25 protein-coding genes and 1 tRNA gene are annotated in these 21,955 nt (G+C 45.5%); 16 read left to right on the top strand and 10 right to left on the bottom strand.

What is annotated here, in order from left to right; all coding sequences use genetic code 11:
* Nucleotides 1–14 precede the first annotated feature (14 nt).
* Nucleotides 15–722, top strand: a complete 708-nt coding sequence (locus tag RHEIN_RS08520) for a WbqC family protein (protein ID WP_008898575.1) — start codon at nt 15–17, stop codon at nt 720–722.
* Between the two features lie 22 nt (nt 723–744).
* On the opposite strand, the gene RHEIN_RS08515 is transcribed toward RHEIN_RS08520, so the two are convergent.
* From RHEIN_RS08515 to RHEIN_RS08490, 6 genes are all read right to left on the bottom strand, one after another.
* A complete protein-coding gene (locus tag RHEIN_RS08515; RefSeq protein WP_008898574.1) occupies nt 745–1,485 on the bottom strand; it encodes a class I SAM-dependent methyltransferase in 741 nt (246 codons plus the stop codon).
* 58 nt (nt 1,486–1,543) lie between these two features.
* Nucleotides 1,544–2,500, bottom strand: coding sequence for a hypothetical protein (locus RHEIN_RS08510; protein WP_008898573.1), 957 nt, complete (start codon nt 2,498–2,500; stop codon nt 1,544–1,546).
* Nucleotides 2,500–3,474: a family 43 glycosylhydrolase gene (locus RHEIN_RS08505; RefSeq protein ID WP_008898572.1), complete on the bottom strand. Its 975-nt coding sequence runs from the start codon at nt 3,472–3,474 to the stop codon at nt 2,500–2,502. Before RHEIN_RS08505 ends, RHEIN_RS08510 begins: the two co-directional genes overlap by 1 nt.
* Nucleotides 3,465–4,079: a formyltransferase family protein gene (locus RHEIN_RS08500; RefSeq protein WP_008898571.1), complete on the bottom strand. Its 615-nt coding sequence runs from the start codon at nt 4,077–4,079 to the stop codon at nt 3,465–3,467. The genes RHEIN_RS08505 and RHEIN_RS08500 overlap by 10 nt, the downstream gene beginning before the upstream one ends.
* A gap of 3 nt (nt 4,080–4,082) precedes the next feature.
* Entirely contained in the window at nt 4,083–5,222 is a 1,140-nt protein-coding gene (locus RHEIN_RS08495) for a DegT/DnrJ/EryC1/StrS family aminotransferase (protein ID WP_008898570.1), read from the bottom strand.
* Nucleotides 5,223–5,308: 86 nt separating this feature from the next.
* Nucleotides 5,309–6,181 carry a class I SAM-dependent methyltransferase gene (locus RHEIN_RS08490; protein WP_008898569.1) on the bottom strand — a complete coding sequence of 291 codons (873 nt, stop codon included), beginning with the start codon at nt 6,179–6,181 and terminating at the stop codon, nt 5,309–5,311.
* 144 nt (nt 6,182–6,325) lie between these two features.
* Here RHEIN_RS08490 and RHEIN_RS08485 point away from each other — a divergent pair.
* Nucleotides 6,326–6,400 (top strand) — tRNA-Arg (locus RHEIN_RS08485).
* Between the two features lie 27 nt (nt 6,401–6,427).
* On the opposite strand, the gene RHEIN_RS08480 is transcribed toward RHEIN_RS08485, so the two are convergent.
* Nucleotides 6,428–7,585, bottom strand: coding sequence for a flagellar assembly protein T N-terminal domain-containing protein (locus RHEIN_RS08480; RefSeq protein WP_008898568.1), 1,158 nt, complete (start codon nt 7,583–7,585; stop codon nt 6,428–6,430).
* A gap of 156 nt (nt 7,586–7,741) precedes the next feature.
* Between RHEIN_RS08480 and RHEIN_RS08475 the strand changes: the two genes are divergently transcribed.
* The gene (locus tag RHEIN_RS08475; protein ID WP_008898567.1) at nt 7,742–8,197 is read left to right on the top strand and encodes an LPP20 family lipoprotein; all 456 of its coding nucleotides are present in this window, start codon (nt 7,742–7,744) and stop codon (nt 8,195–8,197) included.
* A 65-nt stretch (nt 8,198–8,262) separates the two neighbouring features.
* Here the strand turns inward: RHEIN_RS08475 and flgN are convergent, their stop codons facing one another.
* The 3 genes from flgN to flgA form a co-directional block, all read right to left on the bottom strand.
* Nucleotides 8,263–8,697 carry a flagellar export chaperone FlgN gene (gene flgN / locus RHEIN_RS08470; RefSeq protein ID WP_008898566.1) on the bottom strand — a complete coding sequence of 145 codons (435 nt, stop codon included), beginning with the start codon at nt 8,695–8,697 and terminating at the stop codon, nt 8,263–8,265.
* Nucleotides 8,694–9,035 (bottom strand): flagellar biosynthesis anti-sigma factor FlgM, encoded by a 342-nt coding sequence (gene flgM, locus RHEIN_RS08465; RefSeq protein ID WP_008898565.1) that lies wholly within the window; start codon nt 9,033–9,035, stop codon nt 8,694–8,696. Before flgM ends, flgN begins: the two co-directional genes overlap by 4 nt.
* A gap of 76 nt (nt 9,036–9,111) precedes the next feature.
* Nucleotides 9,112–9,768 (bottom strand): flagellar basal body P-ring formation chaperone FlgA, encoded by a 657-nt coding sequence (gene flgA / locus RHEIN_RS08460; RefSeq protein ID WP_158005474.1) that lies wholly within the window; start codon nt 9,766–9,768, stop codon nt 9,112–9,114.
* A gap of 191 nt (nt 9,769–9,959) precedes the next feature.
* Here flgA and RHEIN_RS08455 point away from each other — a divergent pair, with 191 nt between their 5' ends.
* The 13 genes from RHEIN_RS08455 to flgK all read left to right on the top strand — a co-directional run bounded on the left by RHEIN_RS08455 (nt 9,960) and on the right by flgK (nt 21,953).
* Nucleotides 9,960–10,889, top strand: a complete 930-nt coding sequence (locus RHEIN_RS08455; protein ID WP_008898563.1) for a chemotaxis protein CheV — start codon at nt 9,960–9,962, stop codon at nt 10,887–10,889.
* 7 nt (nt 10,890–10,896) lie between these two features.
* Nucleotides 10,897–11,736, top strand: coding sequence for a CheR family methyltransferase (locus RHEIN_RS08450; protein ID WP_008898562.1), 840 nt, complete (start codon nt 10,897–10,899; stop codon nt 11,734–11,736).
* Nucleotides 11,737–11,797: 61 nt separating this feature from the next.
* Nucleotides 11,798–12,199: a flagellar basal body rod protein FlgB gene (gene flgB, locus RHEIN_RS08445; RefSeq protein ID WP_008898561.1), complete on the top strand. Its 402-nt coding sequence runs from the start codon at nt 11,798–11,800 to the stop codon at nt 12,197–12,199.
* 49 nt (nt 12,200–12,248) lie between these two features.
* A complete protein-coding gene (flgC, locus tag RHEIN_RS08440; protein WP_008898560.1) occupies nt 12,249–12,665 on the top strand; it encodes a flagellar basal body rod protein FlgC in 417 nt (138 codons plus the stop codon).
* A 10-nt stretch (nt 12,666–12,675) separates the two neighbouring features.
* Nucleotides 12,676–13,419, top strand: a complete 744-nt coding sequence (locus RHEIN_RS08435; protein WP_008898559.1) for a flagellar hook assembly protein FlgD — start codon at nt 12,676–12,678, stop codon at nt 13,417–13,419.
* 24 nt (nt 13,420–13,443) lie between these two features.
* Nucleotides 13,444–14,793, top strand: a complete 1,350-nt coding sequence (gene flgE, locus RHEIN_RS08430; protein ID WP_008898558.1) for a flagellar hook protein FlgE — start codon at nt 13,444–13,446, stop codon at nt 14,791–14,793.
* 127 nt (nt 14,794–14,920) lie between these two features.
* Nucleotides 14,921–15,340, top strand: a complete 420-nt coding sequence (locus tag RHEIN_RS08425) for a hypothetical protein (RefSeq protein ID WP_008898557.1) — start codon at nt 14,921–14,923, stop codon at nt 15,338–15,340.
* A 143-nt stretch (nt 15,341–15,483) separates the two neighbouring features.
* Nucleotides 15,484–16,227 carry a flagellar basal body rod protein FlgF gene (locus RHEIN_RS08420; RefSeq protein ID WP_008898556.1) on the top strand — a complete coding sequence of 248 codons (744 nt, stop codon included), beginning with the start codon at nt 15,484–15,486 and terminating at the stop codon, nt 16,225–16,227.
* Nucleotides 16,228–16,249: 22 nt separating this feature from the next.
* Nucleotides 16,250–17,038 carry a flagellar basal-body rod protein FlgG gene (gene flgG, locus RHEIN_RS08415; protein ID WP_008898555.1) on the top strand — a complete coding sequence of 263 codons (789 nt, stop codon included), beginning with the start codon at nt 16,250–16,252 and terminating at the stop codon, nt 17,036–17,038.
* Nucleotides 17,039–17,048: 10 nt separating this feature from the next.
* Nucleotides 17,049–17,729 (top strand): flagellar basal body L-ring protein FlgH, encoded by a 681-nt coding sequence (flgH, locus tag RHEIN_RS08410; RefSeq protein WP_008898554.1) that lies wholly within the window; start codon nt 17,049–17,051, stop codon nt 17,727–17,729.
* Nucleotides 17,730–17,742: 13 nt separating this feature from the next.
* A complete protein-coding gene (locus RHEIN_RS08405) occupies nt 17,743–18,840 on the top strand; it encodes a flagellar basal body P-ring protein FlgI (RefSeq protein ID WP_008898553.1) in 1,098 nt (365 codons plus the stop codon).
* On the top strand, nt 18,841–19,851 hold the full coding sequence (gene flgJ, locus RHEIN_RS08400) for a flagellar assembly peptidoglycan hydrolase FlgJ (RefSeq protein ID WP_008898552.1): 1,011 nt from the start codon (nt 18,841–18,843) through the stop codon (nt 19,849–19,851).
* 74 nt (nt 19,852–19,925) lie between these two features.
* A complete protein-coding gene (flgK, locus tag RHEIN_RS08395) occupies nt 19,926–21,953 on the top strand; it encodes a flagellar hook-associated protein FlgK (protein WP_008898551.1) in 2,028 nt (675 codons plus the stop codon).
* Nucleotides 21,954–21,955: the final 2 nt, after the last annotated feature.

Raw genomic sequence — 21,955 nt, 5'->3', positions numbered from 1 at the left:
AAAAAGGCAAAACAATGAATGTAGCTATTATGCAGCCCTATTTTTTGCCCTATCTGGGTTACTGGCAACTCCTTGTTGCCAGTGACGTTTTTGTGCTTTACGACAATATTCAGTTTACAAAAAAAGGCTGGTTTCACCGCAACAACATCTTGCTGAACGGCGAAAAAAAACTCTTTACTCTGCCGTTAAAACAAGGCTCTGATTATCTGAATGTGGTGGAACGTTATCTGGCGGATGACGCAGGGCAGGCCATCAGTAAAATACTGGCTCAGATCAAACAAAGTTACCGTAAAGCGCCGTATTTTGACACAGCCTATCCTGTGATTGAGCAGTGTTTTCTCTGCCCACAGACAAATCTGTTTTATTTTACCGAACACTCCATTCGGCTGCTGTGTCAGTTCCTTGGTATTGAACGCACGATCATCCGCTCCTCTGACATTGCCATTGATCACAGCCTGCGTTCTGAAGTAAAAGTCATCGCCTTGTGTCAGGCGTTGGGGGCAAAGCGCTATATCAATGCAATAGGTGGGCTTGAGCTGTACAACAAAACTACTTTTGAGCGCGCTGGTCTGGAGCTTTGTTTTTTGCAATCCCATTTGCCAGGCTACCGGCAATTTGGCGCTGAGTTTGTACCTTATTTATCAGTCATTGACCTGATAATGTTTACCAGTCAGCAGCAGCTCAAAGAGATGCTTGCTGACTATTCCCTGGTGCGTAATTGACAGAGCCGGCAGTGCCGCTGCTTTAACCTTTTTCACAGACTAAAAAGATGCTGGAACATAAATCCGGATACTGCTGGCCCAGTTTATAGCAGCCATCCAGATAAGCCGGTGAAATAATGTCGGTTTGCAGCAATCTGTCCCACTGAAAGTTTGCCAGGGCTTTGAAGAAGATGCCTGAACGATGCACCACTTTTAAACCTGCGGCTACAGCATCCCTCTCCAGTGTATCCAGGCTGTAAGTGCAACGATGACCGTGTTCAGCTTCTGCCGGGGTTACTGCTGCATTGTGGCTGATCAGGCCCATTTTTACCGCAATCTGACGGGAAGGTGCGTTGGCATTAGGGCAAACTAAAAAGAAGCGGCCTTTGTCTGACAGCCATTCGTCGTTAATGCGTTTGAGCACCAGGACCGGATCGTCCAGATGTTCCAGCACATGGGTCATCACAATATTGTCATAACGTGTGGGTAGCTGGGCCTGCTCAAATAACGCATTCACAAAAGTTACTTTATCTCCCAGTTTCTGCCTTGCTTCGCTGATGGCCACATCTGAGGCTTCGACGCAGGTAATGTCTTCTGAGTAGGGCAGCAGTCTTTTGGTTAGTTCACCTTTAAAACTGCCTAATTCCAACAGATTGCCGTTTCTCAGAAAAGGCTCAAACGACTGGATCATATAAGGGTGCATCACGTCATAGTCAAAGCCATAGAAATAAGAGCGGCCTGAGTTGTCGATAATTTCTTTGTTAAAGTCTCTTGCTGTTGTCATAGGGACACCTTGTCCTGCTTGTTAGTTAGTTTTAAGCTGCATCTTAGCTCAAGTCGGGTTATAGCTCTGTTAAACGGGCCAGACCAAAGCCATAGCGGCCAAATTCATTGCCGTTATATAACAAAAAAATCTGGCCATCAGATTCAAACAGATTTGGATAACACATCATCTCTGAATCCCAGCCTGAATCAGATAGATCAATACCAGCCAGATTATCGTCTCTGGTCCAGCGGATTAAATCTTCAGACCAGGCATAACCCAGTCGGTAGGCATTTTTGCTGTTTTGCCTGAAATCATAGGCACTGCGGTAGCAGAAATACATATGGTATTTGCCTGCAGCGTAAATAACAGTCGGCAGTGCCTGACATTCATCCGGTATTCTTTCGTCAATAATAGTCTGGCCTGTGCGTTGCCATGTTATGCCGTCGCTGGAATGGGCATAGGCAATTTTATAAAAGCGTTCTGCTGCGCCGTCAGCGGTCTTTTTCTGCCAGTGACTGCCGAAGATATACCACATGTGGTAGCTGCCGTTTACTTTCAGTACAAAGGCATCTGCGACCATCATAGGCTCATTATGGCTGGCTGCCATAACAGGCCCGCCAGCTCCGTATTTCTCAAAGCTGGCACCCTGATCTGTGCTGCGGGCAAGACCTATGCTCATATCAACAGAGACTGAAGTACGACGGCTCCAGCCAGAAGTATAAGCAAGTATGCTTTTGTCATCCCGTGTTACGCTGAAAGGGAAAATGCCATGCTCATCAAAATGGCCAAGCTCTCCCGGCTGTATGATACTCTGTTCCGATAAGGCGAGGATTTTGTTCAGGCTTTTGTCAAAGTCGACATACTGAGGAAAACTCAGGTATTTGCCATTGGCCGTTTTTTTCTGTGCACAAAAGTAAATCCGTACAAAGTCTTCAAATACCAAAGCCTGAGGGGATTTCGCAAATTCAGTGCAGCCATCGGCCAGAACCACTGTGGTTGGGTCGAAGATTTTCCCGAGTTTTTGCCATTTCATCAGCCCAAAGCTCCATGCAGTTTCGCCAGGCCAAAGCCTGTTTTACCATTGCCATTCCCCGCATACAGCATATACACAGTGCCATCCAGTTCGAACACTGTCGGGTAAGCAACCATCTCTGAATCCCAGCCTGTTTCAGACACATCCAGATCCACTTTTGAATCATCTCTGTGCCACTGCTGAAGATCAACAGAGCTGGCATAACCAATACGGTAGCTATTATTTTTATTCGAGCGAAAATCCAGACCTTGCCGGTAGCAGAAAAACATATGGTATTTACCAGCAGCGTAAAAAATATCAGGACAAGCCTGAGCTTCATCGTCGCCCAGCTTACTATCGATAATATCCCTGTCCAGTCTGGTCCAGTTCACTAAATCTTTTGAGGTGGCCATCCGCATTTTGTAAATAATTTCCGGGCGACCTTCTTCATCCAGTATCCATTTTCGTCCTGCTGTGTAGGCCAGATACCAGGTGTCATTGTATTTACGAAGTTTTGGAGACGTGACAATAAAAGGTTCATTGGGTGAGTGCGATAACACAGGGCCAGGGCCATGTTTGGTAAAGGAGACTCCCTTGTCATGACTTCGGGCCAAACCCAATGAAATATTAAAAGGTACAGATTCACAGCGCTGCCAGCCGCCATAAATGGCAATCAGCTCCCCGCTATCTTCGGTAACGGACACTGGATAAGTACCAAACTCATCAAAGGTCCCCAGGTCGCCAAGGCTTAACAGTGGCTTCTGGCTGATATTCAGCACTTTAAACAGATCTGTTTTATCCAAATCAACAAAAGCACAATAACTGACAAACTGTTTATTTTCGTCCGGTTTGGGGCGGCAACAAAAAAACACCCGTATGAAGCTATCAAAAATAACGACATTGGGTGCCTGAGCGAAATTAACCATCCAGTCCGGGCGCTCCGGTATCAGCTCAGGATCAAAGACTAGCCCCAATTTTTCCCATGTTAATTGCATTGCATCTCCGCAGCTTGGTTTAATTTTAACAATTGAATAGCATCCACCAGAAGTTTGTTTTCTTCTTTAAATACCAGTCCGCCTAACTCCCATGGTGTTAACCGGTAATCGACCTCAATGGCTTTTTGCAGAATGATTTCACCTGTATCAATGCCAGAGTCGACATAGTGCACAGTGCAGCCAGCGTATTTTTCTTTCGCTTGCATGACAGCTTCCTGCACTTTCACTCCGTACATGCCTTTGCCACCATAACCTGGCAACAGGGATGGGTGAGTGTTAATTATTTTTTTATGCCAGAGCTTACACACCGCTGCTGGCAGTATTGGTATAAAACCAGCCAGCACTATTAAATTTGTGTTTTCAGGAATAGCGTTTAACAGCTGCTGCGCCAAATCGCCGGAATAGTTCAACTGATGCACTGCAATACCCTGTTGCTGCGCTCTTTGAACAGCACCACAGGGCCGGTCAACAATCAGCTTAGTGATGGTGACTGCCAACCTGTCTTGCTTATCAATGATGGCCTGAAAATTTCCCCCACCGCCTGAGGCACAGACCACCAGATTAAACTGGTTTGGAGTGGTGTTGTTTGCTGCTGTGCTACTCATGCGCTATATAGCTTTTTGAGTCTGTTGTATTTTCGAAAAGCCCGACAATATCGCCATCACTTTCTCCAGCTCCTCTTGTTCAAGATTAGGGTGTAAAGGTAAACACAGTACTCTGGACGAGATATATCTGGCGTTTGGCAGCTCATTATCCCGATCTGTATGGGCGGTTCTGTACATAGGAAATGCCGTGATCAAAGGATAAAAATAACGTCGCACTATCACGTTTTGTTCCCGGAACTTTTCATACAACTCGTCACGGGATAAAGCGTAGTCTGCTTCAACAAACACAGGAAAATAGGAATAATTCGAGGTAAAAGACAGTTGATGATCCGGCAATGAAATGCCGCGGATAAACTTAATGTTGTCTCTGTAGTACTGGCTGATTTGTTTTCTTTTTTCAATACAAGAGTCAATGTACTTTAATTGCAGTAGTCCAAAAGCGGCATTTACTTCGCTCATTTTGCCGTTAATGCCTGCCGCCACTACTGTGGTTTCATCGACAAAACCAAAGTTTTTTAAATGGTCAATATGAGCTTTGGTTTTAGCGTCCTGACAGATAATGGCGCCTCCTTCAAAGGTGTTAAATACTTTGGTCGCATGGAAACTGACCACAGAGATATCACCAAAAGCACAAAGAGACTGGTTGTTGTATCTGCAGCCAAAAGCATGAGCTGCATCGTAAATCACTTTTAAATTATAGTTTTCCGCTATTTTACGGATAGCTTCAGTATCACAAGGTGTGCCATAAACATGCACAGGCATAATTGCTGTGGTTTGTGGTGTGATAGCTGCTTCAATAGCCGCAGGATCCAGATTGCAGGTTTTTGCATCAATATCCACAAACACTGGTTTGATACTATTCCATTTCAGCGAGTGGGCTGTCGCTACAAAAGAGTAGGGCGTGGTTATAACCTCACCTGAAATACGAAGAGCCTGCAAGGCTGTCACCAAAGCCAGGGTGGCATTGGCAAAGAGGCAAACATATTTGACGCCAAGATAGTCAGCCAGCGCTTCTTCAAATTGTTGATGAAAGGGGCCGCAGTTGGTCAATATTTTGTTGTCCCAAATCTGCTGCAGGTAGGGGATAAACTCATCCAACGGCGGCAGAGCCGGTTGTGTTACATAAATTGGTTTATTATTCATGGTTCTACCGCCTTAATAGACCTGCATAAAATCGGGTGTCATAACATCTTTTATAGCCAGCAAAAGCTAAACCACAACACCTTTATTTATTGCACTGGTTGTGCCTGTTCTGCTTCCAAAGCTGTTTGACTTTGTGATCTGGCTTTTTCTGTTAAGGTCTCTAATTCAGTTGGGGTTGCTACAGCATGTAACTGACTTTTGACAAGTTGTTCTATCACAGTCGACTTCATTGGCAGCTTACTTTGCGCGATCAGGACTAATGAGTCTTTAATACGACTCAGTCGGAAACTGTCTTTAAAGTAAGCTTCATTACAAAGGAATAACTGAAACAGTTTGGCATATACAGGGTTAGCTAAATACATTTTGTTGGCTCCGACCAAAAATGGAACCCAACGGCCTTGTGCCGTTTCGTAACAATAATCTAAGGTGGCAGCCGGAACACCCGGAAACTCTCGGTCCTGGTAGTCGTCCATAATAATAATGCCGTAATCCTGCACAAAAGGCGCAGCGAGAGTCAGAGTATGCAACACTTCATGGTATTCATGGCCTGCATCAATGTGCAGAACACGCAGCTTATTTGTAAATAAAGTTTTGAGGTAGTCTGTACTGTAATCCGCTGTATTACCTTTGAGGTAACTGATGCGTGAAGCAAGCTCAGGTGCAACAAATCTGGAGATATTGTGTTGAGTTTGCTCCAGCAAATCGTCGCCAAACAAGTCCATTGCATAAAGCTGATCTTTTACTGGTGCAATCATAGCTAGAAGGGCCAGGGATTTACCTTTCCAGACTCCAATTTCCGCGATATCACCAGAGAGTGACAAACTACGATGAAATGCCTCGATCATGCCAAACATCATCATGTCTAAAGGATAAAACCAGCCATCAAGCTGTGGTGCTATGTCGTTGATATACTTAGCGGTCGTGCTGCCAAGAAACCCAGCATCTTGCGGAGTTAGCATTTTTTTCTCCTGATTCTTTTTGATCCAGACTACAGATCCACTTTATGATAATTTTGATTACTAAATGTGCAATAAACAAAATCTAGCATTTACAACATGTTATAAGTCTAAAATTTATGATAGCTTATCAATCCTCATTACAGCCGCTCCATAGTTAAATGGATATAACGGCCCCCTCCTAAGGGGCAGTTACAGGTTCGATTCCTGTTGGGGCGGCCATCTTTTGTTCATTAGGTAAAGTCACTCTTACTCTTTATCGCTAATCAGGGTTGCAGCATCACCTACCTGCACATTCGCTAATAAATCCATATTTACGCTTTCTGCCCAGGCACTAGTGTGTGTCAGCTCTGTCACTTTCACTTTGAGTTCGCTGACGGTCAGTTGGTCTTGCAGCTGACCAAAACGGTCTTTGTGCTGACGGCGGAACAAAATAGTCAGTTCATCCCCTGTTTTTAAACCCTGTTTGCTGCCAAGGTTAAGCAGCACTTTGTGCTGATTGACCAGCGTGATATCTGCCAGTATAGTTTCGCAGCGCAAGGCTTCTTCCACATCTTGTGCCGCAGCATTTAATACCCGTTCTATAGATTTACCATAATCGGTTTGCCAGAATCGCTGAGTCTTTGGGCTGATGATGGTCGTCTCACGAAAACCCCAGACGGCTGAGGTTTGGTATTTTTGACTTAATAAGACTTTTTGCTCCTGAATGTCAGACAGCTCCAGGTGCAACTGATAAAACCGTTCACGGTCCGGATCGGACCAAAAGGTCCAGTTGTTGCCAACCCGTTCTCCTAAAGAGACATCCCCCAAACTGGCTTTCAGCAAATAACGACCGCCATAATTGCGCTGTAAAGCACTGCGATCGGCATAACTTAATTCCTGTTGCCGGATGGATTGGGGCAGTAGCTTGATCAGGCTTGAACCTGAAGATTCTTCCAGTTTCTGCATAAACACAGTGGTGCTGGCTTGATCCAGCTCGTATAGCTGTCCTACAACGGCTTGTTCCCGGTTTTCTATGATAAAGGGGCTTACCAGCAGTTGTTTTTTCAGTTGCAGATTAGCGCACTGGTTTTGATCCGGGTAAATGTCAGCCCTGATGGTGACGTTGATATACCCATTTTCTTCTGTCTCAGAGACAATTTGTACATTTTGTACTTCGCCCTGACTGTGTAAAAACATCGATTCCTGAGTCAATAATCCGTCGGTCACCTGTTGCACAGTGCGAATAGAAGCCCCTGAGTACAACAGCGCTTTACGCACTGCATCTTCAGTGGCTAACTTTCTTGCTGCAACTTTGTCGCCGGCTCTAAGCACAGCCTGACCTGTTGCTTCATACCAATCGGCCACTGCATAACCAGAAAGCAGCGGTAAAGCCATCAGTACCAAGCTAAGCGCAGATAAACGCATGACTAATCCTCTATAAAGTATCTGACAGGACAGAAGCAAAAGTTATGCCTGAATTTCAATTTTTATCAAACATAGTCAGAAATTATAGAAAAGGCACGGATTGTGCATTATTTACAGTTATGAAAGAGATCAATAGATAGGCAGAGGCAGGCTATTATGAACAAACTAACCATCAGTGCGTTGTTGCTGACGTTATTACCCGGCTGCAGCATGGTTGCCGATCGGCATGTCGAATGGGAAACCGTGGAACCGCAGCGTTTTCCTGTGCTAAAAGCAGTGGGTTATGCACCCTTAAGTCAGCAGCCCGGAGCCACCGAGCAAGAACGTATGCTGATGGCAATGAAAGCCTCTAAGCTGGAAGCCTACAGAGAGCTTGCAGAGCAGGTGTATGGCCAAAGAATTGACGCTAAAGCCAATATGCAGCAAATGATGGTTGGCAATGATCAACTAAACTCATCAGTCAGCGGCATTATTCGTGGTGCCAGGGTAGTAAAAACTTATCCTGTGGGTGATGTGTATGCCACAGAGCTGGAACTGGATTTTAAACAGGTGTATGACTTGTATTTAAACAGTCAGCCAACCCGCCGTATCAAAAATGTGAAGTACTATTAATAGCCTGCTGCTTGCAGATCAAAAAAACCGTCAGATGACGGTTTTTTTGTTGGATAACGAAGCATCTAGGCTTTAATACCCGGGCCTTTATCTACCTGAGCCGTTTTGCCTTTATTGGTGTAGGTTAAACCTGCACGGCCACGGCTTTGCAATAATTCAGTTTTAAAGCGTTCAATCACCAGTTGGCTTTGCTCAACACTTTGGCTGTTGACCTGATTCTGGTATTTACATTGCGCCAGCTTTTCTTCAAGACGATTTAAATGCTCCTGAAACCAGCTTTGCTCTTTGGCTTCAGCTAATTCTGGCAAGGCAGCTAATTGCAGATCAGCGGTCTGAACCAATTCAAGAATACGGATTTTTTCGTCTGTATTGTTTTTAAGTGCTTCAACATCACGGCTCCGGATAGCGTCCAGCTCCTTATGAAGCAACAAAAGCAGCACATCCAGGTGCTGCTCTTGCTCATTTAACAGGGTGAGGATAGAAGAGTAGGCGTTACTCATTTTTTACTGAAAAGCTCGCCTTCAAACTGGACGATACGACGTGCCAGTTGTTCTACATTCACTTTATATTTGCCTTCAGAGATCTCTTGTTTGATCTTATCGATTTTCTCTTGATCAACACCTGAGCTGGCTTTCGCTTTGTCCTGGGCTTTGCTGAATTGCTGCGCCTGAGATGTCAGCGATACTGAATCCTGTTTTTGTGCAGCTGTGCCTGTAGTGGCTTGCTGCTGAACGGCCTGTTGTTGTACAACCTGCTGTTTTTGAATATTTTGTTGTTCGGCTTTGTCAGCTTTCACTTGTTGAGTGACTGGCAGGCCTGTGTTTACATTGATCGCCATTTTTCTACCCTCTCTATCCGGTTTCGGATCCCTTACTTTGTATAACGGCAGTGCCCGGTAAAACTTTAGTCAGTATTTAAAATTTTATTGCAACTTTTTTCACTGCAACAACTTCTGCGACTATGGTTCTGTTGGACTGTCTGTTGGTCACCTGAATTTGGTCACCAAGAATGCCATCCACCTGAGCTATTCCCACAGCTCTGACTTCAAGACCGTTATTCAAACCACTAATTGTAACTATATCGCCTTTACATACAAGACAAAGATCCTGCAATGTCACAACTTGTCCTGCAGACAAGCTTCTTTTTACTCTGGCACCCAGCACCGAAGCAGGGTTTTTAATCAGAGAACCTCGAGCCAGCCGCAAATCGGCTTGCCCAAGCGTTAACATATCGGCAGTGATCAAAGAACCTAAAGCAATATTTCGCAAACTCAGTACAGCTTCTGTTTGTTGGGTAAAACGCACTGCAACAAACAACTGCCATTTTTGTGGGCTTTGGCAGCGAATTTGAACTGTAGCCTGATTACTGACAGGACCTGCAAAGCTAAACTGTAAAGGCTGATTACATTCTTTATGCCCCAGACGTGAGTCCAGAGTTGAAATCTGACTCTGAGCACCTGCTGGTACTTCTTTTTGCAACTCCAGCCAGTTTTTTGCTTCAGCAGTCAATTGCTGCGGGCTGAAACTTGCCGCATGCACTGAAAACGCGGCAGAAAAAACCGTCGCTAACACAGTACAATACAGGGAGGATCTCAAAAAATTATCGTACATTTTCATATGGTTTCAGCTATGCTTTATCGGCAAAGGGTTATAACATACTTAAGTATGTCAATTTTCAGTCATTTTTCATTCTAGAGTGACCTAAGCAAGAATCGTTCCCGATTTTCTAGGACCACTAATTCTTTCAGGCAGGGGAGTCTTCTATGGCGGGTATTCTGGATTCAGTCAATCAGCGCACTCAATTGGTAGGGCAGAACAGACTGGAGCTTTTATTATTCCGCTTAAATGGTCGTCAGCGTTTTGGTATTAATGTATTTAAAGTGCGCGAAGTGCTGCAGTGTCCTCCTTTAACCGCCATACCTAAACGCAATAAGTATGTCAGAGGCATAGCTCATATCCGTGGTCAGACAATTTCTGTGATCGATTTAAGTCTGGCAACGGGCGGCCGAGCTATCGAAAACACCAAAGATTGTTTTATTATCATTGCTGAATATAACCGCTCTGTGCAGGGTTTTTTAGTCCAGTCTGTTGAACGAATTATCAATATCAACTGGGCTTCTATTATGCCGCCGCCAAAAGGCACAGGGGGTAAACAGAGTTACCTGACGGCTATTACCGAAATAGATAAAGAACTGGTTGAAATTATCGATGTTGAAAAAATTCTGGAAGAAATTTCACCTTCGCCAACCAGCATCAGCAGCAATGTAATTACTTCGACCATCAGCGAAGATTTGGGCGACAGACTGATTCTGATTGCCGATGACTCTGCTGTAGCCAGGAATCAGGTAAAACGCGCTTTGGAAGGTTTAGGGGTGCAGATGCATCTGGTCAACAATGGCCGTGAAGCTTTAACTTATTTACAGGAAACGGCAGCGGCTTGTCAAAATTCGGTCACTGACAAAGTGGGGCTGTTGATTTCTGACATAGAAATGCCGGAAATGGACGGCTACACCCTGACAGCGGAAATTCGGCTGGATCCAAAGCTGAAACCCCTGCATGTGATTTTACATACATCTCTGAGTGGTGTTTTTAACCAGCAGATGGTACAAAAAGTGGGCGCAGATGATTTTATTGCGAAATTTAATCCCGATGAATTAGCCGAATCCGTGCGGAAATGGTTGCATACTGATTAGAGGTTTTATGTTAGTGGCAAACAAAGAACTGCAGGAAAGTGAATATCGTCTGTTTCGGGATTTCCTCGAGCAACAGTGCGGTATTGTGTTGGGCGATAACAAACAGTATCTGGTCAAAAGCCGTCTTGCGCCTTTGATGCAGCGCTTTGGCTTGTCGTCTTTGTCAGAGTTACTGAACAAAACCTTAAGCCCCTTTGAGCGGCAATTGCGTTCCGCTGTGATAGACGCTATGACCACAAATGAAACCTTGTGGTTTCGTGACAGTTACCCTTATGAACTTCTGAAAAAACAAATTCTTCCTGAATTTGAGAAAACTCAGAAAACCGTCAAAATTTGGTCGGCTGCCAGTTCCTCTGGTCAGGAACCTTATTCAATTGCCATGACGGGTCTGGAATACCAGCAAGGCAGGCCTTCGGCCTTTCCAATGGGCCTGCACATTTTAGGCACAGATATCTCCAACGCCATGCTGGAGCATTGCCAGCGAGCCGAATATGACGGTTTGGCTTTATCCCGTGGCTTATCTCCGGAGCGTCGCAGTAAATTTTTTGATGATTCCGGCAACGGCATGATGCGGCTAAAAGATGCCGTTCGAAAAAACGTTTCGTTCCGCCATTTAAACCTGTTAGACAGCTACACCCTGCTGGGCAAGTTTGATATTATTTTCTGTCGCAACGTACTGATCTATTTTTCCCCCGAAGTAAAAATGAAAATCATCAAACAGTTCTCGCAAGCGTTAAACCCGCGTGGTTACTTGTTTCTTGGTGCTTCAGAATCCCTTTCCAGCCTGAACAACGACTTTGATATGGTGCGTTGTAATCCGGGTATTGTGTACCGCAAAAAAGTCTGACAAAAAATCTGGCCTGAGTTTTGCTTAGTATTTGCCATCTCTGAAAAACAGGATGGCAATAATGGCAATCAGCTTTGAAAACGCATTTGGGCTTCACCCTGATGCATTACTGATCCGCGACAAACGTTCTCAGGTCTTGGCCGAAAATATCGCAAATGCCGATACTCCGGGTTACAAGGCAAAAGACATGGACTTTCAAACCGCTTTGGCAGGTGCTAAGTCGCGCCAATCGGGTTCGCTTGGCCGCACTGATCCGAAGCATTTTGAAATCTCCACAGCCCGCCATGCTGAGTCTCAGTACCGTATTCCCAATCAGCCTGATACAGGGGATGGCAATACGGTTGACATCCACGAAGAGCGAAATGCTTTTACCCGCAACAGTATGGAATATCAGACAACGCTGAACTTCCTGAATAGTCGGATCAGCGGCCTGAAAAAAGCCATTACCGGAGGATCTCAATGATGAGCCTGCATAAAGTTTTTGATATTGCTGTTACTGGAGTATGTCAGTCATGAGTTTATATAACATTTTTGATATAGCCGGAAGCGGGATGTCAGCGCAACAAGTACGGCTGAATACCACCGCCAGTAATATGGCTAATGCCAATAGCGTCAGCAGTAGCATTGACCAAACCTACAGAGCCCGTCATCCGGTTTTTGCTACAGCACTTGAAAATGCTCAGCAAGGTCAGGCAGGTGCCAAGGTGCAGGTGTTAGGTATTGTTGAGTCTGATGCACCATTGAATGTGGAGTATGCGCCTCATCATCCTTTGTCTGATGAAAAAGGCTACATCTACAAGCCAAACGTGAACATTATGGAAGAAATGGCCAACATGATTTCAGCCTCACGCTCTTACGAAACCAATGTACAGGTAGCAGATGCTGCCAAACAATTGGTCAGTCGGACGCTGATGATGGGCCAAAGGTAAGGGGTAAGGCATGAGTAATGTAACCAATGATAAAAGTGCTTTAGATGGTATGTATTGGGGGGAAAAGCCCACTACGCCTGAATCTGAAGGCAATGGCGCTTTAACCCAGTCAGACTTTTTTGCGCTTTTAACGCAACAACTGGCTTATCAGGATCCAACCAAGCCGGTTGAAAACGATCAGATGATAGCGCAGATGACCAACTTTACTATGGCCGATGGTATTTCCCAGATGAATACCAACTTTAAAGATTTTGCCACCTCCATGAACTCCAGTCAGGCTTTACAGGCTTCATCTTTGGTGGGGCAGTATGTGTTGGTGAAGTCGGACGATTTGGTGTTTGACGGTAAAAATGATGTAGTGGCAAGTGCTAATTTCCCGGAAAACGCCACAAACGTCAAAGTTAGTATCAAAAATGAAAGTGGAGTTGTAGTTCGTTCCGTCACTATAGATAAAGCGGACGCAGGACGCTTACAACTGCCATGGGATGGTACTACTGATACTCAGGCTGTGAATGAGGATGGTACTCCTAAGGTCGATGACAAAGGTATTCCTGTGATGGAACTTGCAAAAGCAGGTGTTTATACCATTTCAGTTGAAGCCTCTATTGCGGGCAAAAATGAGGCTATAACGACTTCAGTTTATGCACCCGTAACCAGTATTACTTTAGGTAATGGCACCACTCAGGGGCTGTTATTAAACGTTTATGGCCAAGGCCAGAAAAAATTATCTGATATTGAAGAAATTGCAACCTAGTCAATGAATGAATTGAGGTGATCTATGAGTTTTAATATAGCGTTAAGCGGTCTGGCTGCGGCTCAGAAGGATATTGATACTACAGCGAATAACATCGCCAACGTCAATACCACAGGTTTTAAAGAATCCCGTGCTGAGTTTGCAGATGTGTATGCTGCCTCTGTATTTAGTTCCAACAAAACAAAAGTAGGCGATGGTGTCACGACCTCTAAAGTGGCACAGCAGTTTTCCCAGGGCTCGTTAAGATTTACTAATAACTCGCTGGATATGGCGATTACAGGTGACGGTTTTTTTGCCATCTCCCCTGAAATTGGCGCCCGTGATTATTCTTACACCAGAGCCGGTGCTTTTAAACTGGATAAAAACAATTTTATCTCAGACAATAACGGTGGTTTCCTGCAGGGCTTTCCTGTGAATCCGGCCAATGGCAACACAACCTCGGTTAGCTTAAGTACCACTCAGCCTATTCAGATCCCAAACACAGCGGGTGCACCCCGGGCAACGTCCAACGTTTATGTGACAATGAACGTAGACTCCCGTAATACGCCACCAACTGTTGCTTTTAACCCAACAGATCAGGCCAGCTACAATGCAACCACCTCTACCACAATTTACGATAGTTTAGGTGAACCTCATATTCTGACTATGTATTTCCGTCGTGAGGCACCAACCTTGAATAACGATTGGGAGGTGTATGCGGTATTGGATGACAATAATACGGTCCCGGCATCTCCTGCAGGTGGTCCTTTAACACCCAACTCTGCTATTGGCCCTATCATTATGGATTTTGATGCCACAGGTATTCCGAGTTTGCCAACAACAGCGTCTTTACCTAACCTGATCCTGCCAGCTGGTGTAGGCACAGGATTAAACGACCCTCTGAATGGTTATTTAACCAATGGCGCTCAGTTCAACAATAACATCACAGTGCAGTTCCGCGATGAAAGTGGTACTAAGTTACCGACTCAGTATGCGTCTAAGTTTGAAGTAGGCGCTTTGGGTCAGGATGGTACTACAGTAGGTCGTTTAACCAGCGTGGATATTGATGCTGCAGGTAAAGTCATGGCGTCATACTCTAATGGCGATCAAACGTATCTGGCTCAGGTGGCTATGGTGAAATTCGCCAATCCTCAGGGCTTAACTCAGGCTGGCAATACCTCATGGCGTGAAAGTTTGTTGTCAGGGGAGGCTTTAGCTGGTGAAGCAAACTCAGGGACTTTTGGTTCTATTAATGCGTCAGCGCTTGAAGCTTCTAATGTCAACCTGACCAATGAGCTGGTAGATTTAATTGCAGCTCAGCGTAACTTCCAGGCCAACTCCAGAGCACTTGAAGTGAACAGTACATTACAAAATACCGTACTGCAGATCCGTTAATAGCTTGATCAGAAAAACCCAAAGTCTTTTGCTTTGGGTTTTTTATTACCTTAAATTTAGTCTTGTGACCAAAGCGGGATCTGGCAGAACCCGGTCAACAGAACCCATTTTATAATGCGGGGTGGTTATGAAATTCCTGAATACCTTTGCTTTTAGCCTGCTTATGGCATTTTCATCCGGGGCGACAGCAGATGCTGCCAGAGAGCGGGATCTACTGGTAACCACTGATTTTATGCTTAACGCGGGCGAGTCTCAAAGCCGTATCATTGATATTCAGATGCCTGAACATGCAGATCACTTTGTGATGCTTGGATTTAATCCGGTTAAGGCTTTATCCGTCAGTTGTACTTTGCATTTGTATGGCCCATCCAATCTACTGCTGGGGCGCTATAACTGCGCTGATCGCCAGGTTCACTACTTTAAAACACCTTTGCCAGCATCAGTTCAGTACAAAGCGCATATTGAAGTCACGAACTCAAATTTCACTACGGCACAAACTGCATTTTCAGTGATCAACAGATTCAAATTCATAGCCTCAGCTCCTTAGCTTGATCTGCTTCCACTCATTGCATTCTTTAACCTTCCTTTAAATACATAGACTTAGAACTCATCTTCTCTATATGCCCTTTGTTTCCCCCTTCTTGGCATTAGTCTTGCTTTACTTATCTTATCTCAAGTGGAGGCCTGACTATGGACCATTTACTTTATATCGCAATGAGCGGTGCCAAAGAGAATATGAATGGCATCAGCATTAAAGCGAACAACCTTGCAAACAGCACTACAACAGGCTTTAAAGCTGATTTAGAGCAGGCCAGGGCTATGCAGGCATTTGGTGAAGGTTTACCTACCCGGGTGTTTTCACTGACTGAACGACCAGGTCAAAATTTTGACGATGGCGCTTTTATTATCACTGAGCGTGAACTGGATGTGGCAGTGCAGGGCAAAGGCTGGTTGTCAGTACAGGATGCTGAAGGCAATGAAGCCTATACCAGAGCGGGCAATTTGCAACTTAGCTCCACAGGTATGCTGCAAACCGCTTCAGGCCTAAGCGTTATAGGTGATGGCGGTCCGGTTCAGATCCCTCTGCCTATTAGCAAAATGGAAATTAATGAAGATGGCACCATTAGTATCCGACCAGAAGGCGCACCTGCTAATGCTATGCAGGAAGTAGCACGGCTGAAGCTGGTCAAACCTGAATTTCAGGATATTGAAAAAGGCACAGACGGTTTGTTCAGGCGTAAAGATGGTGAAGTCGCAGAATTAGATGAAACGGTCAGAGTTCTGAGCGGTGCAGTGGAAGGCAGTAACGTCAATGCCGTGGGCGAAATGACCCAGATGATCAGTTTACAGCGTCAGTTTGAAGTTCAGATCAAAATGATGAAAACGGCCGAAGATATTGATCGGCAACATAACCAAATGATGAGAATAATCTAAGGCTTAAGCCTGGGAGGTTAGCATGCATCCAGCTTTATGGATCAGTAAAACCGGTTTGGACGCGAAGCAGCGTGATATTTCGGTGATTTCAAACAACCTGGCCAACGCCAGCACTATAGGTTTTAAAAAGAGCCGTGCTGTATTTGAGGACTTGTTGTATCAGAACATCAACCAGCCAGGCGGGCGCTCCTCGCAAAACTCAGAGCTGCCCAACGGCCTGATGTTAGGCGCAGGTACTAAAGTAGTGGCCACTCAGAAAAGCTTTACTCAAGGCAATATGATTACCACAGAAGGCAGTCTGGATGTGATGATTCAGGGCCATGGCTTTTTTGAAGTTCTGATGCCGGATGGCACTATTTCTTACAGCCGCAATGGTCAGTTCACCACAGACAGTGAAGGCAACTTAGTTACTTCAGGCGCGGGTTACCAAATTCAACCGAATATAGTTATTCCTGAAGATGCACAAAGCATCACTATTTCTCAGGACGGTGAAGTCTCAGTGCGTTTACCTGGTCAGGTGGATCAGGCCGTGTTAGGCCAGTTGACAGTGACTAACTTTGTGAATCCGGCTGGTTTAGAGCCTGTTGGACAAAACTTATTTACTGCAACAGCAGCCAGTGGTGATCCGGTGCAAGGTATTCCGGGCCTGGAAGGCCGGGGTATTTTAGTCCAGGGCGCTTTGGAAACCTCAAACGTCAATGTGACGGAAGAGCTGGTTAGCCTGATTGAAAGTCAGCGGGTTTATGAAATGAATTCCAAAGTAATTTCAACTGTTGATCAGATGCTTGGCACCATGATCCAGCAGCTGTAGGAGTAAGTTGATGAACAAGTTAATTTTGTTGGTACTGACATTACAACTTTGTGTGGGCTGCGCAGGTAGCTTCAACGAACCTATGCCGGATGATCCAAACTTTGCGCCTCTGCCACCTGAGCCAGAAGCTGTTCCGCTGTCTAACAATGGCTCCTTATTTGCTCAGGGCTTGTCCAACGGTCTGTACTCAGATAACAAAGCCCGTCGCCCGGGTGACATTATTACCGTGGTGCTGAAAGAAAATACTCAGGCTTCTAAAACGGCTAAAACAGAGTTTGGTAAAGACAGCTCAGCCAGTTTTGATCCTATGATAGGCTTGGCAGGAAGGGAAGTGACGGCCTTAGGCAATTCGTTGCAGTTTGGTGCCAGTTCTGCCTCTGACTTTAAAGGCGACTCCAAAGCCGACCAAAGCAACAGCTTAGTCGGTGATATTTCGGTGAACGTGCTGAGGGTGATGGCGAACGGTAATCTGGTGATCCGTGGTGAAAAATGGCTGACCCTGAATACAGGTAAAGAATTTATTCGTTTAACAGGTGTCATTCGTGCTGAGGATATTGATTCACGAAACACTGTCCAGTCGACCAAAATTGCCAACGCCCGTATTGAATACAGTGGCACTGGCGCAACCCATGGTGGGCAGGGCCCGGGTTGGTTAACCCGCTTCTTTAATGGCGTGTTGTGGCCGTTTTAATACAGGTGAAATGATGAAACTAATCCAAAGCCTTTTGTTGGTTGTGTTGTCCGGAGCTTTGTCTTTTCCGGCCTCAGCGGCCCGCATTAAAGATTTAACCAGTGTACAAGGGGTGCGCAGTAACCAATTGGTGGGTTATGGTCTGGTGGTAGGTTTGCCTGGCACCGGCGAGCAAAGTCCTTTTACTGAACAAAGTTTCAGAACCATGCTAAGTAACTTTGGCATCAATATGCCGGCGGGCATGAAATCTCAGATCAAAAACGTGGCAGCTGTTGCAGTGCATGCTGAATTACCTGCATTCAGTAAACCGGGTCAGACCATTGATATCACTGTCTCCTCTATGGGCAGTGCCAAAGGTTTACGGGGCGGTACTTTGTTGCAAACTTTCCTTAAAGGTTTAGATGGCAATGTGTATGCGGTAGCCCAGGGTTCGTTAATTGTCAGTGGTCTGGGCGCCGAAGGTGCAGATGGCTCCAGAATTTTGGTGAACACTCCCACTGTAGGCCGTATTCCCAATGGTGCTATGGTTGAACGTGAAGTACCTTCCCCTTTTGCCGATGGCGATTTCATTACCTTTAATTTACACAGTGCAGATTTCACTACTGCCAAAACTCTGGCTGAGACTATTAATAATTTTATTGGCCCTGGTACTGCTCAATCCTTAGATTCATCGTCAGTGCAGGTCAGAGCACCGCGGGATATGGATCAGCGGGTATCCTATTTATCTACGCTGGAAAACTTAACGCTGGAGCCTGCCAGTCAGTCGGCCAAAATTATTATTAACTCCAGAACCGGCACCATAGTCATTGGCAAAGATGTCCGGCTTTTTCCTGCCGCTGTGACCCATGGTGGTTTAACTGTAACTATTGCCGAAAACCCTGTTGTTGTGCAGCCCAATCCGCTGGCTGGGGGCGATACCGCTGTGGAACAAAATACCCTTATCGATGTAAGGCCGGACCGTTCGCGTATGTTTAAGTTCGACCCCGGTACTACACTGGATGATTTAGTCAGTACCATCAATGCCGTTGGCGCAGCGCCAGGTGATTTGATGGCCATTTTAGAAGCCTTAAAAGAAGCGGGCGCCATTCATGGTGAGCTTGTGGTGATCTAAATGAGTAAAGTTGAGCAGAAAGTTAACTATCATGATTTAACCAGCTTACAGCAACTGAAGCACAGCTCCGGTGGAGATGATGACAAAGCGCTGAAACAAGCGGCTAAACAGTTCGAATCTATTTTTATGGGCATGTTGCTGAGCAGCATGCGCAAAGCCAATGAAGTATTCGAAGATGACGGTGCGCTCAACTCTAGTGCAACCAAGTTTTATAAAGAGATGTATGACAAACAGCTGGCAACGGATCTGTCAGAAAAAGGCAGTTTAGGTTTAGCTGATTTGCTGGTCCAGCAGTTACGGCCGACCAAAGGCAAAACCACTCCCGCTTCTATGCTGAAAGTGCCCACTGAATCTGCACCTGTGCGTGACGAAGCCACAAGGGCGGAGAATAAGAATAAGTTAGTTGGCGTGCTGTTAAAGAAACAGCCTGAGTATGAAATGCCTGTTCTGCCTCAACCTCCATCCACTCTGGTTGTTGCAGGTCCTGAACAGGCAAAACAGCAGCCGGATGACTGGAGTTTTAAAACACCAGGTGATTTTATTCAAAAACTGATGCCTGCCGCCAGACAAGCAGCGCAGAAGCTGGGGTTAGAACCCTTGGCTTTGTTAGCTCAGGCTGCTTTGGAAACCGGCTGGGGACAACGCACTTTTAAAACAGCTGAAGGTCATCAAAGCTTTAACTTTTTTGGCATCAAGGCACATAACAGCTGGCAAGGTGAGGTGGCTGTGGTGGACACCCTGGAGTACCGTCAAGGTGTAGCACAAAAAGAAAAAGCCAAATTCCGCGCTTATGAGTCACCTGAGCAGGCACTGGGGGATTATGTCGACTTTATTAAATCCAACCCCCGTTACCAACAAGCTCTTAGTGTAGTAGACAACCCTAAAGCTTATTTCCAGCAGCTGCAGGCCGCAGGTTACGCCACAGATCCAAACTACGCTCAGAAGATTTTATCGGTATTTAACAGCGAAACCTTCAAACAGGCACGAAACCTGCTTACAAATAAAGAATAAAACACCCAGATTAAAGAACTGACCGGTATAGCCGATTAACAGAGTGAAGATGCTTAGCATCAATGGAGATTTAGATGTCGGATAACTTACTTCGGATTGGAACCTCAGCCATACTGGCCAGTACGGCTCTGCTTTCTACCACAAGTAATAATATCGCCAATCTGAATACTCCGGGTTACAGCAGACAACGCACTGAGTTTGAATCCAATATGCTGGGGCTGGGAGTCGGCCGGGGAACTACCGAACGTCTGGTGAATGACTTTGCACAAAAACAAATGTGGCGCGATACGTCTTCTGTCAGTTATGCCAACCAGTATTTATCCGAAGCCAGTCGTGTCGACGCTTTGTTGTCTGATCAATCCAACAGTATTTCTACCGGCATGTCCTCATTCTTCAGCCAGTTACAAACAGCCATCAATGATCCAACCAATGCCGCATCACGTCAGTTGGTGATGGGCAGCGCCCAGACGTTATTAAACAGATTCAATACCTTGTCAAATCAGATGACAGAGCAGAATAAGTACATCAGCCAGCAACTGGAAACTGATGCCCAATCTGCCAATGAAAAAATTACTGTGATAGCGCAGCTGAATCAGGAAATACTGGCCTATGGCAACAACCCGGGAAAACCGCCACCATTAGATTTACTTGATAAAAGAGATCAGGCTATTAAGGAATTATCTGGTTTGGTGGATATTAATGTGCTGGATGCGGCCAATGGTGACAAACAAATTTTTCTCAGCAGCGGTCAGTCTCTGGTGATTGAAAACGGCAAATTCAGCTTGTTTAGTGTGGCTGGTAACCCTGATCCCAATCGCAAAACCTTGCAGCTCAGAGCCGCCAGTAATCCAAATGTGTTGATCAATGTCTCTGAAACTCAGTTAGGTGGAAAAATAGGCGGCTCCTTACAGTTTCGCACCGCTGTATTGGACCCGGCACAGAAAGAATTAGGTCAGTTGGCTTTAGCCTTTACCGATGCCTTTAACACACAAAACAGGCTGGGAATGAATGCCGATGGTAACCTAGGCGGCGATCTATTTACCTTACCCACTTTTGCAGCCTGGCCTTTTAGTGGCAACACAGGGGCAGGGACAATTACTGCCTCAGTAGCCCCAGGACAAGGCAAAAATATTCCTGCCAATGATGTGCGTATTACTTTTACGGCTGCAGATGCTTTTACGGTAGAAGCTGTTGACGCTTCAGGAAATGTGATACCAGGAACAGCCATCAGTCGCACTGGTGTGGTTTTCCCTGTGACTGTCACTTCAGACGATACAAACGATTTTTTTGGCTTAAACATTACTTTAGCCAATGGCGCACCGGCTTTTGCTGCAGGTGACAGATTTGACTTAAGACCTTTAAGTAATGCGGCTCAAAACATCAGTCTGGCGACTAACCGCCCTGAAGCTTTGGCTTTTGCATCACCACTCAAAGGCGAAAAAACACTGGAAAATTTGGGCAATGCCGAAATAGATAAGCTTTCGGTGAGCAGTGTAGGACAGGCAGGCAACAGATTATCGTCGCCGGCTAATTTTACTGATGGGCCTATTTCTGTCACTTATCTGGGCAACAATCAGTTTCTAATCGAAGACGCAGGAGCTCCGGTTGTCAGTGAAACTGTCACCTATGCGGGCACTGATTATCAGAACTTATTAGGTGCCTCCACCAACTTTAATAATGCTGGTTTTGATTTTTCTGTTAAAGGTGTGCCGCAAGTGGGCGATACCTTTAGTGTTGATTACAACACTGGTGGCTTCGAGGATAACAGAAACGGCTTGTTGTTAGGCAATTTACAAAATGCGGATATGGTAAGGATTAATGCTGCAAGCACTGTCAATGCAGACAAATACCAGACTTTTAATCAGGCCTATTCAGAATTAGTGGGTTTTGTCGGTACTCAAACCAGTCAGGCTCGGGTGACTGCTGCATCCTCTAAGTCTTTATTGGAGCAAACGACGGCATGGCACGAATCTTTATCAGGTGTCAGTCTGGATGAAGAAGCAGCTGATTTAGTCAGGTTTCAGCAAACTTATGCTGCGGCGGCGAAAATTCTGTCGACGTCACAAACGATTTTTGACACCCTGTTGCAGGCGGCGAGGTAATA

The sequence above is a fragment of the Rheinheimera sp. A13L genome (genome assembly GCF_000217935.1).
In the GTDB taxonomy this organism is placed as follows: domain Bacteria; phylum Pseudomonadota; class Gammaproteobacteria; order Enterobacterales; family Alteromonadaceae; genus Pararheinheimera.
The sequence above is the reverse complement of the archived record's forward strand: the minus strand, read 5'-3'. Positions and strand labels throughout refer to the sequence as shown.

What these genes read in the sequence shown, in the direction of transcription:
- RHEIN_RS08425 (WP_008898557.1), top strand. Translation starts at nt 14,921, where the DNA reads ATGAAATTCCTGAATACCTTTGCTTTTAGCCTGCTTATGGCATTTTCA.
- flgK (WP_008898551.1), top strand. Translation starts at nt 19,926, where the DNA reads ATGTCGGATAACTTACTTCGGATTGGAACCTCAGCCATACTGGCCAGT.
- flgN (WP_008898566.1), bottom strand. Translation starts at nt 8,697, where the DNA reads ATGAGTAACGCCTACTCTTCTATCCTCACCCTGTTAAATGAGCAAGAG.
- RHEIN_RS08450 (WP_008898562.1), top strand. Translation starts at nt 10,897, where the DNA reads ATGTTAGTGGCAAACAAAGAACTGCAGGAAAGTGAATATCGTCTGTTT.
- RHEIN_RS08420 (WP_008898556.1), top strand. Translation starts at nt 15,484, where the DNA reads ATGGACCATTTACTTTATATCGCAATGAGCGGTGCCAAAGAGAATATG.
- flgG (WP_008898555.1), top strand. Translation starts at nt 16,250, where the DNA reads ATGCATCCAGCTTTATGGATCAGTAAAACCGGTTTGGACGCGAAGCAG.
- RHEIN_RS08500 (WP_008898571.1), bottom strand. Translation starts at nt 4,079, where the DNA reads ATGAGTAGCACAGCAGCAAACAACACCACTCCAAACCAGTTTAATCTG.
- RHEIN_RS08435 (WP_008898559.1), top strand. Translation starts at nt 12,676, where the DNA reads ATGAGTAATGTAACCAATGATAAAAGTGCTTTAGATGGTATGTATTGG.
- RHEIN_RS08475 (WP_008898567.1), top strand. Translation starts at nt 7,742, where the DNA reads ATGAACAAACTAACCATCAGTGCGTTGTTGCTGACGTTATTACCCGGC.
- flgC (WP_008898560.1), top strand. Translation starts at nt 12,249, where the DNA reads ATGAGTTTATATAACATTTTTGATATAGCCGGAAGCGGGATGTCAGCG.
- RHEIN_RS08505 (WP_008898572.1), bottom strand. Translation starts at nt 3,474, where the DNA reads ATGCAATTAACATGGGAAAAATTGGGGCTAGTCTTTGATCCTGAGCTG.
- RHEIN_RS08520 (WP_008898575.1), top strand. Translation starts at nt 15, where the DNA reads ATGAATGTAGCTATTATGCAGCCCTATTTTTTGCCCTATCTGGGTTAC.
- flgH (WP_008898554.1), top strand. Translation starts at nt 17,049, where the DNA reads ATGAACAAGTTAATTTTGTTGGTACTGACATTACAACTTTGTGTGGGC.
- RHEIN_RS08405 (WP_008898553.1), top strand. Translation starts at nt 17,743, where the DNA reads ATGAAACTAATCCAAAGCCTTTTGTTGGTTGTGTTGTCCGGAGCTTTG.
- RHEIN_RS08455 (WP_008898563.1), top strand. Translation starts at nt 9,960, where the DNA reads ATGGCGGGTATTCTGGATTCAGTCAATCAGCGCACTCAATTGGTAGGG.
- RHEIN_RS08480 (WP_008898568.1), bottom strand. Translation starts at nt 7,585, where the DNA reads ATGCGTTTATCTGCGCTTAGCTTGGTACTGATGGCTTTACCGCTGCTT.
- RHEIN_RS08490 (WP_008898569.1), bottom strand. Translation starts at nt 6,181, where the DNA reads ATGCTAACTCCGCAAGATGCTGGGTTTCTTGGCAGCACGACCGCTAAG.
- flgM (WP_008898565.1), bottom strand. Translation starts at nt 9,035, where the DNA reads ATGGCGATCAATGTAAACACAGGCCTGCCAGTCACTCAACAAGTGAAA.
- flgE (WP_008898558.1), top strand. Translation starts at nt 13,444, where the DNA reads ATGAGTTTTAATATAGCGTTAAGCGGTCTGGCTGCGGCTCAGAAGGAT.
- RHEIN_RS08495 (WP_008898570.1), bottom strand. Translation starts at nt 5,222, where the DNA reads ATGAATAATAAACCAATTTATGTAACACAACCGGCTCTGCCGCCGTTG.
- RHEIN_RS08510 (WP_008898573.1), bottom strand. Translation starts at nt 2,500, where the DNA reads ATGAAATGGCAAAAACTCGGGAAAATCTTCGACCCAACCACAGTGGTT.
- flgJ (WP_008898552.1), top strand. Translation starts at nt 18,841, where the DNA reads ATGAGTAAAGTTGAGCAGAAAGTTAACTATCATGATTTAACCAGCTTA.
- RHEIN_RS08515 (WP_008898574.1), bottom strand. Translation starts at nt 1,485, where the DNA reads ATGACAACAGCAAGAGACTTTAACAAAGAAATTATCGACAACTCAGGC.
- flgB (WP_008898561.1), top strand. Translation starts at nt 11,798, where the DNA reads ATGGCAATCAGCTTTGAAAACGCATTTGGGCTTCACCCTGATGCATTA.